At 45.1% G+C, this 10,722-nt stretch carries 10 protein-coding genes and 2 pseudogenes; 9 read left to right on the forward strand and 3 right to left on the reverse strand.

Annotated features, from left to right (window positions below; all coding sequences use genetic code 11):
* Positions 1–136 precede the first annotated feature (136 nt).
* From sufR to era, 7 genes and pseudogenes are all read left to right on the forward strand, one after another.
* Positions 137–775 (forward strand): iron-sulfur cluster biosynthesis transcriptional regulator SufR, encoded by a 639-nt coding sequence (gene sufR, locus H6F66_RS06355; RefSeq protein WP_190419395.1) that lies wholly within the window; start codon positions 137–139, stop codon positions 773–775.
* Between the two features lie 12 nt (positions 776–787).
* The gene (locus H6F66_RS06360; protein ID WP_190419370.1) at positions 788–1,045 is read left to right on the forward strand and encodes a hypothetical protein; all 258 of its coding nucleotides are present in this window, start codon (positions 788–790) and stop codon (positions 1,043–1,045) included.
* A gap of 1 nt (position 1,046) precedes the next feature.
* Positions 1,047–1,278 (forward strand): annotated as a pseudogene (locus tag H6F66_RS29225) (type II toxin-antitoxin system HicB family antitoxin).
* A gap of 108 nt (positions 1,279–1,386) precedes the next feature.
* Positions 1,387–2,943, forward strand: coding sequence for a pentapeptide repeat-containing protein (locus H6F66_RS06365; protein WP_190419372.1), 1,557 nt, complete (start codon positions 1,387–1,389; stop codon positions 2,941–2,943).
* Between the two features lie 80 nt (positions 2,944–3,023).
* A complete protein-coding gene (locus H6F66_RS06370) occupies positions 3,024–3,662 on the forward strand; it encodes a histidine phosphatase family protein (protein ID WP_190419374.1) in 639 nt (212 codons plus the stop codon).
* Positions 3,663–3,924: 262 nt separating this feature from the next.
* Positions 3,925–5,052: a succinylglutamate desuccinylase/aspartoacylase family protein gene (locus H6F66_RS06375; protein WP_190419376.1), complete on the forward strand. Its 1,128-nt coding sequence runs from the start codon at positions 3,925–3,927 to the stop codon at positions 5,050–5,052.
* A 24-nt stretch (positions 5,053–5,076) separates the two neighbouring features.
* Positions 5,077–6,066 carry a GTPase Era gene (gene era / locus H6F66_RS06380; protein WP_190419397.1) on the forward strand — a complete coding sequence of 330 codons (990 nt, stop codon included), beginning with the start codon at positions 5,077–5,079 and terminating at the stop codon, positions 6,064–6,066.
* Between the two features lie 143 nt (positions 6,067–6,209).
* Here era and purB read toward each other — a convergent pair whose 3' ends face one another.
* From purB to H6F66_RS06395, 3 genes are all read right to left on the reverse strand, one after another.
* A complete protein-coding gene (gene purB / locus H6F66_RS06385) occupies positions 6,210–7,505 on the reverse strand; it encodes an adenylosuccinate lyase (protein WP_190419379.1) in 1,296 nt (431 codons plus the stop codon).
* Positions 7,506–7,559: 54 nt separating this feature from the next.
* On the reverse strand, positions 7,560–8,207 hold the full coding sequence (locus H6F66_RS06390) for a Uma2 family endonuclease (RefSeq protein WP_190419381.1): 648 nt from the start codon (positions 8,205–8,207) through the stop codon (positions 7,560–7,562).
* A gap of 155 nt (positions 8,208–8,362) precedes the next feature.
* Positions 8,363–9,895, reverse strand: coding sequence for a YifB family Mg chelatase-like AAA ATPase (locus H6F66_RS06395; protein WP_190419383.1), 1,533 nt, complete (start codon positions 9,893–9,895; stop codon positions 8,363–8,365).
* A gap of 104 nt (positions 9,896–9,999) precedes the next feature.
* Between H6F66_RS06395 and H6F66_RS06400 the strand changes: the two genes are divergently transcribed.
* A complete protein-coding gene (locus H6F66_RS06400) occupies positions 10,000–10,350 on the forward strand; it encodes a histidine triad nucleotide-binding protein (RefSeq protein ID WP_190419385.1) in 351 nt (116 codons plus the stop codon).
* A 127-nt stretch (positions 10,351–10,477) separates the two neighbouring features.
* A pseudogene (locus H6F66_RS06405) lies at positions 10,478–10,722 on the forward strand (photosystem II q(b) protein); the annotation flags it as partial.

The raw sequence follows: 10,722 nt of genomic DNA on the forward strand, positions 1-10,722 counted from the left end.
GGCGTCCAGAGTAGATCGCCCAGTCAAACTGCATTTACAATAGTAAAACAACATCTGTGTTGCTTTATTTCTATTTTAGGGTACTTTAGCAACTAGGATGTTGTCAAAGTCCTAAGGAGATTTTCTGACAATGACGATGGCGATCGCTAAGCAGCCTTCCACTAAGCAGGACATCTTGCAACATTTGCTCAAAATAGGTCAAGCCTCGGCGCAGGAGTTAGCGGATGCTTTGGAGATCAGCCCACAGGCGATCCGCCGCCATCTCAAGGATTTGGAGACGGAAGGGTTGATTATACATCAACAGGTGCAAGCGGGGATGGGACGACCACAGCACGTTTATCAGCTGAGTCAAGAGGGACGCGATCGCTTTCCGAGTCGTTACGGAGAGTTTGCGGTTGATTTTCTCGACACCTTGACAGAAACGCTGGGCTATGAGCAAGCAAGTACCGTGTTACGAAAGCACTGGGAACGCAAGGCGATGGAATATCGAGTAAGGCTGGGTAAGGGAAATTTGCGCGATCGCGTTGCCAAATTGGTCGAACTCCGCAAAGCTGAAGGTTACATGGCAGAGTGGTATCCCGTACAGGAAAGCGATTGTCAGTTTATCCTGACAGAACACAACTGCGCGATTTCCCACGTCGCCTCATCTTTCCCCAGCGTTTGCGGTCACGAATTAGAAATGTTTGCCGCTGCCCTGCAAAATTGTAAAGTAGAACGAACGCACTGGATTGTTAATGGAGAACATCGGTGCGGCTATTTAATTAAGGAACAGTAACTAATAATACTTATGACTCAATCACAGCAACCATCAGAACAATTTTTGACATACGAAGAAGCGGTCAAGGTAGATGCAGCACTGCTTCAAACCCATGAAAAGTTTTTGACAAGATTAACAATTTCATCCTTAAGAGTGTTGAAGCACATCGCCGAGGAGTACGGTGTTGTTATTGAAGATTTAACACCTGAGCAGATTATCGCTTGGTTTGAGAAGGATGCAAAAATTAGGCAAGAACAGGGAAGTGATGCCGCGTTTTTGAAGTGGTGAAATCCTAAAAAGAAGCAGAGAATTTAACGTAATTATTGAGCGTGATTCTGAGGGTTATTTTGTTGCTTCCGTGCCAAGTATTCCTGGTTGCCATACGCAAGCAAAACCCTTAGATGAACTAATGGAACGCATCCCTTGAAGCTATTGAGCTTTGTTTAGAAGTCGAGGAAGAAACGGTAGATACCCTTGAATTCGTCGGCGTTCAAAGAATTTTGGTTGAGGAAGGAGTTTAGGACGTTATCATGAGCGATCGCGTTTATTAAATAGCCCATTACTGGCTTAGATATAAAGCTTACAAAAATAATGTTTCCAAGCTTGTAGTTAGCTGGAAATTAGCGAATATGGCTGACAAAGAACAGGATATAGCGTCCCTGATTTCGAGGATTGAACGGCTGGAAAATGAGTTAAATGTCCGCAAGCAAAACATTACCTGGCTTAAACACTATTTTGATGAACTAAAACAACAATTCGACGCTCGCCCTGAGTTGCAGCAACTCGCGCAGCTATCTGAGCAAGTCGCTTCTTTGCAACAACGTCACGAATTTACACCACAAATAATTCCACCCTCTAGTGAATCGGTGGTAGACACATCGGATAATTTGGCGAATGCGAATGTTTTAAAAACTGAGCAAGATGAGAAAATTGAGCCATCTGCTCAACAGAAGCAAACAGTCACAGTTTTCAGTGCTGAAAAATTCAAAGTAGCAAAAATGACTCTGCTGCTGGGATATTTTGGCGATATGCTGCTAATCGAGGCTTATCTATCTGAAGAAAAGAGTCAGGAAAAGCCTATCAGTGCTGAAGAATTTTTGAAACGCTATAACGAAGGACAAAGAGATTTTACTGGTATTAACCTCAGTGGAGCCAATTTAAGTGGAAGCGACCTGAGATATGGTTCCTTCAATCTGAGTAACGCCAATCTAAGTGGAGCAAATCTGACTAGGATTTATTGGGGTGCTGTAAACCTAAGTGGAGCAAATCTGAGTAATTCATTATTATATGAGGCAAAACTGTCCTTGGATGTCAATTTGAGCAAGGCAATTCTGGAAAATGCAGACCTCCATAAAGCAGATTTGAGTTCGACGAATCTACATCAGGCAAATCTACATAAGGCAACTCTCAGCGGAGCCAATCTGCAAGGGACAGACTTAAGCGCAACTAACCTAAGCGAGGCAAACTTGTCTAGGGCATCTTTGAAAACAGCAAAATTGATGATAGCTAACCTGAGTAATGCCAATCTAAGTAGAGTTAACTTGTTTGGGGCAGATATTGAAGGGGCAAATCTTCAAGGAGCAAATCTAAACCAAGCTCTTTACAATAACGCGACTTGGTTCCCTACAGGATTTGACCTTTTGGAAACAGGTGCTTGCTTTATTGGTTCGAGTGCTTCACTTCAAAAGGCAAACTTAGCTGGTGCTGACTTAAGTGAAATTAACCTAAGTGGAGCAGACTTGCAAGGAGCAAATCTAGCAAAAGTAAACCTGAGCAGAGCAAATTTGAGTGGAGCTAATTTAAGTGAAGCAAACTTAAGTGAAGCAAACTTGAATCAAGCGAACCTGAGTGATGTTAATTGGCATGGAGCAAAGCTTCAAGGGGTCAATCTGAATTCTATAAACCTGAGCTGCGCTAATTTGAAGCAGGTTAATCTGAGTAAGGCAAGTTTAAACAGTGCCAACCTGAGCGCCGCTGACTTAGCTGAAGCAGACTTGCGAGGAGCAGAACTTATTTACGCCGACCTGCGTGGAGCAGACTTAGCTTTAGCAGACCTTCGGGCGGCAGATTTGCGGAATGCAAATTTATCAGGAGCAGGCTTGATTGATGCCAATCTAGGTGGAGCCAACCTGGATGGAGCAAAGCTTACTGGTGCAATAATGCCGGATGGTAAGACTTACGAATAGACTTTGCTAAGGTGCCCGTAAAAACATCGTTATCCCAAAGGTGGTTGTATCCTTAACTCAGATAATCGGAGAAAACTACCTTGAGTCTAAAGCTTTATTTCCTCCGCCACGGACAGACAGACCGCAGCCGAGATAATGTTTTCTGCGGTTCCATAGATCCAGATTTGACGCCAGATGGTGTAGAGATGGCAAAAGCTTTTGCTGCTGCTTATCGTTCCCTACCCTGGAGTGCTATTTTTTGTAGTCCGATGCGGCGTACTGTAGCAACTGCAAAACCGCTGTGTGAAGCTGTGGGGATGCAGATGGAGTTGCGGGACGGTTTGAAAGAGATTAACTATGGCAAGTGGGAAGGAAAAACTGTAGAAACAGTTGACCGGGAGTATCACGATGATTATATTCGCTGGACTGCCGATCCGGCTTGGTATCCGCCGACTGAGGGAGAATTAGCGGTAGCGATCGCTCACCGTTCGTTACAAGTGATTGAAGAAATTAAGCAGCGGTTTAACAACGGCAATGTTTTGATTGTTGCACACAAAGCAACTATCCGGATTATGCTGTGTAGCTTGCTGGGAATTGATGTCGGACGCTTTCGTTTTCGCTTGGGGTGCCCGGTGGGTTCGGTCAGTATAGTAGAGTTTGGCGCTCATGGGCCGTTACTTCATGCCTTAAGCGATCGCATTCATTTAGATGAGCGTTTGCGTACCTTACCCGGTACATAGTTTGTTTGTAAGTTACCAGGCGATGTTCGTAATCGCGGCTATACAGACAAAGTTTGCCTATGTGCTTACGCGCACGCTACGCTAACGCAGATTTTAGTATTAAAACCTTTGTCAAGCAGGTTTCGTCTGTGTAGCCGCGAATTTCATTCGCCAAGGCTTAAATAAGCGTTTGCTTTAATATTAAAATCTTCGTCAAGCAAATTTCGTCTGTGTAGCCGCGATTTCCCTTCGCAAAGGCATATTAGTGTAATATATTCTATCCATGAATCCCACGATTTTTACAATTCCAATTCAGCAACTTGCTTCAGGCGATCGCTTATCGATTCAAGTTTATAAATTCATTGGTGCTAACCCCGGCAAAAAGGCATACTTACAAGCTAATCTGCACGGTGCAGAAATTGTTGGAAATGCCGTTATTCAGCAACTTATTGAATTTTTACTAACAATAGATGACACTCAGTTGCACGGTGAAATTTGGTTGGTTCCCGTCTGCAACCCAGTCAGCACCAATCAGCGGACTCATTATTTTTCTACTGGTCGGTACAATCCCAGCGACGGAAAAGATTGGAATCGCATCTTTTGGGACTTTGAAAAAGAATGTGATAATTTACAAGAATTTGCCAAATCTCACATCAATTTGGAGATTGATGCTATACGAAACGAATATTTTAAACGCATTAAAACAAGGTTTGACAAACTTTTAGAAAAAATCAATTCTCCCAGTGGAGCGCCATTTAATGAACGATACCGCTATCAGCTCCAATCTTTATGTATTGATGCCGATTATGTAATTGATATCCACAGTTCCTCTAATCAAGCTATAGATTATTTGTATGGCTTCTGGCGTAGAGAAGAAAGTGCCAAATATTTTCTTCTAGATTATGGGATTTTACTTGACGAATATGATGGAGATGCTTTTGATGAAGCATTTATCAAGCCGTGGTTAGCGCTGGAAGATCAGCTGGAAAAGCTGGGAAACAAAATTAGATTTGATATAGACTCTTGGACGCTGGAACTGGGTTCGGGAATGCAAATGAATCCAGAGTCGGTAACGAAAGGAGTTCGAGGAATCAAAAATTACTTGACACAAAAAGGTATGTTAGCAATTTCCGGCTTTCCGTTGTCTGAAACTGCATCTGATAATCCTACTTTTGTGTCCAAAAGTAGGATTATCAAATACTATGCTCCAGTAGGAGGCATGATTCAAGCAAGAGTTGTGCTGGGTACTTCAGTAAAGGCTGGAGACAAACTTTACCAGGTTATAAATTTTAACAAACAAGACGACTTGCCAATAGTGATTGATATCTGTGCTGAAAAAGCTGGTTTAGTGTTTGATGTCTCGACGAATCATGCGCTTAACGAAGGAGAATATGTATTATCAGTGATGTAGGTGTTCTCAAGAAACGCACGGATCATGGAAGATGGCACGACGACAGACGCGACATTCGATACCAATCAGGGTGAAATTCTAGGCGAGGTTGCCGGATTTAGCATTCCCCAAGCACCAGAGGGGTTTAAGTCAGGATTTATTGGCATTATTGGACGTCCCAACGTCGGTAAATCGACACTGATGAATCAGTTGGTGGGACAAAAAATTGCTATAACCTCGCCAGTGGCGCAGACGACGCGAAATCGACTGCGGGGAATTCTGACAACACCGGAAGCGCAGATAATCTTTGTAGATACGCCAGGGATTCACAAACCGCATCACCAATTAGGGGAAGTGTTGGTGAAAAATGCCCAAATTGCGATAAATTCAGTTGATGTGGTGCTGTTTGTGGTGGATGGTTCGCAAGAAGCAGGAGGAGGCGATCGCTACATTGTCGATCTTCTAGAGCGAACCGAAACGCCTGTTATTCTGGGATTGAACAAAATTGACCAACAACAGAGCGATTCTGAATGGTTGGATGATAGTTACACTAAACTGGCGGAACCTCACAACTGGGAGATTGTGAAATTTTCGGCGCTGACTGGCGACGGAATGGAGGGGTTGCAGCAAGTATTATGCGATCGCTTAGAAACTGGCCCTTATTACTATCCTCCAGATTTAGTTACCGATCAGCCAGAACGCTTCATCATGGGGGAACTGATCCGCGAACAAATTTTGCTCTTAACTCGCGAAGAAGTTCCCCACTCAGTAGCAGTCACAATTGACAGAGTAGAAGAAGAACCTACCATTACCCGCCTTCTCGCCACTATCTACGTTGAACGTCCCTCCCAAAAGGGGATTTTGATTGGCAAAGGGGGTACTATGCTCAAAGCCATTGGCAGCGACGCTCGTCAACAAATCCAAAAGTTAATTGCTGGTAAAGTTTATTTGGAGTTGTTTGTCAAAGTGCAGCCGAAATGGAGGCAATCTCGACTACATCTATTAGAGTTGGGGTACAGAGTAGAACAGGAATGAACCGCGAAGACGCTGCATAGCGCGAACGAAGAAACAGAAGGGTTTTCTTCTTCTTGTTTCTTCCTTCCTGTCCTAAGCGCTAACGCGCCGGCTACGCCAACGCGCCTAAGCGCTAACGCGCATGGCTTCGCTAACGCGGTTTATTAAATCTCCAAACGTTGATAAATCTCCTCTAAATGCTGCAAATGGTGCTGTGGAGCGAAACACGCCTCAACTTCTTCAGTCGAAAGATGCTGTGTAACGCGACTATCGTTAGCAATCAAATCGTGAAAATTACCTTCTGGTTTGTTCCAAGCTTGATGAGCGCAAGACTGCACAATTGCATAAGCGTCCTCGCGACTGACTCCTTTTTCTACCAGAGTTAGCATCACCCGTTGGCTGAAGACAACGCCGCCGTAAACATTCATATTTCGCTCCATGTTTTCGGGATAAACCAACAGGTTTTTCACCAAGTCGGTGATTTCCACTAACATGAAGTGAGTTATTGTGCAGGAATCTGGCAAAATCATTCGTTCTACAGAACTGTGAGAAATATCCCGTTCGTGCCAGAGTGCAACATTTTCCAAAGCGGCGACAGCATGACCCCGGACAACTCGCGCCATTCCGGTTAGGCGTTCTGAGCGAATTGGATTGCGTTTGTGAGGCATTGCTGAGGAGCCTTTTTGTCCTTTGGAGAAGAATTCTTCAACTTCCAGAACGTCTGTGCGTTGCAGGTTGCGAATTTCGACAGCGAAGCGTTCAATTGTTGCAGCCACTAACGCTAAGGTTTGCACAAAGTCGGCGTGGCGATCGCGTGAAATTACTTGAGTTGATGCGGTATCTGGTTCGAGTCCGAGTTTCTGACAAGCGATCGCTTCTACTCTCGGCTCAATATTGGCATAAGTTCCCACTGCACCGGAAATCTTCCCAACCGCAACTTCTTTGCGAAGTCGGAGGAGGCGATCGCGGTTTCTCAACACTTCCGCCAACCATCCCGCCAGCTTAAAGCCAAACGTAATCGGTTCCGCGTGAATGCCGTGAGAACGTCCAATCATCACCGTATTTTTATGCTGCTGCGCCTGCTTGCGAATTGCTGCAATCAAATCCTCGGTTCGTTGCAGCAGCACATCCAAACTCGCTACCATTTGCAGCGCCAATCCCGTATCCAGCACATCGGAACTGGTTAATCCCAGGTGAATGTAGCGTCCCGCATCCCCTACATATTCGTTGACATTTGTCAAGAATGCGATCATATCGTGGCGGACTTCAGCCTCAATTTCCAGTACCCGCTTCGGGTCAAAATCAGCCTTAGCCTTAATTTCCTCCACCGCCTGGGTTGGAATATAACCCAGTTCAGCTTGGGCTTCACAGACTGCAATTTCAACCTGGAGCCACGTCTTCAGTTTATAGGTATCAGTCCACAGATTGCCCATCTCAGGCAACGTATAACGCTCGATCACAGCAAGTGTCGCAGAATACAACTGTCATATTGTACCTCTTGCTACTCTTGCTAACTACGATAGAGACTCAATTTGGTTGATTAGCCAAGCATACAACTGACTGCGACCGGTTTCACGACCCCTCCGTAAAGCTTCTTCAAGTAGGGTAAAAGTTAAAGACGGCAAAACTTGAGATTGGGTAATTTGCCTACTTCCATTATCAGCAATTGCAAAACAAATCAATTGTGACTGACGTACATTTACCACCCAATATTCAGCAACTCCCAGTTTTTCATAGAGCATTCGCTTACTGCCTATATCATCTGAAAGAGAAGTTTTAGCAATTTCAATTACTAAATATGGTGGCGGGTAAGTATCTAAATCAACAATAGTTGTATCAGGGGGAATAATTTCGGCGTTTTCACCAATGTAAAATGCTAAATCTGGTTGAGCTTCTGCCTCTCCAGTTTTTCTAAAAGTACAGTTAGTTACTCCACTGATGGGGATGGCTCTGATACCACTGAATATGGCAATCGCAGAACCGATTGAAAAGTTATCGTAGGAGTGGTCGTAGCCTTGGGGAGTCATCTCTATCCGTAGTTGTCTATTGTGGTAATAGCATTTAGCTTTTTCTAGTTGCGGCTCTGCACTAGCTTGTATGTACTCATCCCAAGTAGCGATCGCCCATTCATTTATTGGTAATTTGGTTTGTAAGTTACTCATTGATTACTTTAGCAAATTCACAGTATTAGTACCTGGATATCGGAATTGCACCCCATTCCAGCCTTCATCAGTAAGAGTCACATCATAATGACTTTTACCGGATTTATTCATCTTTTTATTCATCCCAACTTGCCGAGAACCACATATATATATAATCACTGCATTCTATCTATTGTACGGTATTGAATTGCTTCCGCAACGTGATGGGTTTTGAGGTCATCATCCCCAGCTAAATCGGCAATTGTCCGCGATACTTTGAGAATGCGATCGCTTGCTCTTGCCGATAAACCTAATTTCCGAATTGCTGCTTCTAATAAGTTGCGAGAAGCATCATCTAACTTGCAAAATTCTCTAAGGTGATGACTTTGCATTTGAGCATTGCAACCCACTTTAGATGTATCCTCTTTAAACCGAGTATGAGCGCGATCGCGTGCTACTTGCACTCTCGAACGCACTGGTGCAGAATCCTCGCCAGTCGGTTGTCGCGTAATTTCTTCCGGCTTCAAGCGATTAACTGCAACTTGCAAATCAATTCGATCCATTAAAGGGCCAGAAAGCTTCGCCCAGTATTGTTCTCGCTGTCGAGGCGAACAAGTGCAAGCTTGAATCGTATCGCCATAGTAGCCGCACGGACAAGGATTTGTACTGGCAACTAAGGTAAACTGAGCAGGAAACGTTACAGATTGTTTTGTGCGGGAAATGGTGACAAAACCATCTTCTAAAGGCTGACGCAGGAATTCCAGCACATCTCGCTTAAATTCCGTTAATTCATCCAGAAAAAGTACACCCCGGTGTGACAGAGAAATTTCCCCTGGACGCGGAAAACTGCCGCCGCCGACAAGGGAAGGGCCAGAAGCAGAATGGTGCGGACTGCGGTAAGGGCGATCGCTTACCAAAGATCCTCTATTCTTAAGTAAACCCGCAACAGAATGAATTTGAGTAACTTCTAGAGCCTCGTCAAAACTTAACGGCGGTAGAATTCCTGGCAAACGTCGCGCTAACATCGTCTTACCACTACCAGGCGGCCCCACAAATATTAAGTTATGTCCCCCAGCGGCCGCAATTTCTAAGGCACGACGGGCATGAACTTGTCCTTTCACATCCTTTAAGTCTGCACCGCCCAAAACCGTTTTTGCCAACTCCTTTCTACCATCCAGCTGCATTGGCGTATAACGCTGTGGAGAATTCAAAAAGTCAGCCACTTGCGATAAATTTTTGAAACCATATACCGCCAACCCTTGCACAACTGCTGCTTCCCGCGCATTGCCGTCTGGAACCACTAAACCAGCAATCCCCAACCTTTGAGCCGCCGCCGCAATTGGCAGCACGCCAGCCACCGGACGCAAAGAGCCATCGAGAGAAACTTCCCCCAGAAACAAATAATCTCCCAACATCTGAGCGCTCACCTGCTCAGATGCAGCCATGATGCCTACACTGATTGGTAAATCAAAACTGGGGCCTTCCTTTCGCAAATCTGCGGGTGTCAGGTTAATAACAATTTTCTTCATTGGGAAGGCATAACCAGCATTTTTCAGCGCCGCCTTCACCCGCTCTTTTGACTCTTGAACTGCGGTATCTGGCAATCCTACCAGCACAGTTCCCGGCATTCCTGTTGATACATCGACTTCCACGCCCACTTTTACAGCATCGATACCAACGATAGATGCACTCCAAACTCTGGCAAGCATTGCAATCTCCGCGAAACTCTGAATCTTTTATTAGAGTTCCCGCGATCGCTTCAAGTTTATCGTCGGAGCGTAAAATGTCTGCAAGCACAGCTAACTAGATCAACATGACCCCATCCACAGACACAATCTTCACCAAGATTATCCGCCGGGAAATCCCCGCCGACATCGTTTATGAGGACGACTTGGCCCTCGCCTTCAAAGACATTCAGCCGCAGGCACCGGTTCACATCCTCGTCATTCCCAAAAAGCCTATACCCCAGCTTGCCGATGCCGAATCACAAGACCACGCCCTCATGGGTCATTTGTTATTGACTGTAAAGCGCGTTGCCGAACAAGCTGGACTCAGCAACGGCTATCGCGTCGTAATTAACAATGGCGACGATGGCGGGCAAACCGTACCCCACCTACATTTACACATCCTGGGCAAACGCCAGATGAAATGGCCCCCAGGTTGAATCAGGAAGGGGAAAAAAAATTTTTGTTGAAAAGCTTTACAAAACTCAATAGAAGGTTTAATCTAAATACAGGTAGAGAAAACACTACCTCGGAACCTTCAAAACTAAATCACGCAATCATAAACCAATGACCACAACCATCCAACGTCGCGAAAGCGCCAACGTATGGCAGCGGTTTTGTGAGTGGGTTACATCGACCGATAACCGCCTTTATGTAGGCTGGTTCGGCGTTCTGATGATCCCCACCCTGCTATCCGCCACCATCTGCTTCATCATCGCCTTCATCGCCGCTCCCCCAGTGGACATCGACGGTATCCGCGAACCAGTTGCAGGTTCACTGATGTACGGAAACAACATCATCTCTGGTGCAGT

Origin of the sequence: Trichocoleus sp. FACHB-6, assembly GCF_014695815.1 — a bacterium.
GTDB classification, from domain to species: domain Bacteria; phylum Cyanobacteriota; class Cyanobacteriia; order Cyanobacteriales; family FACHB-T130; genus Funiculus; species Funiculus sociatus.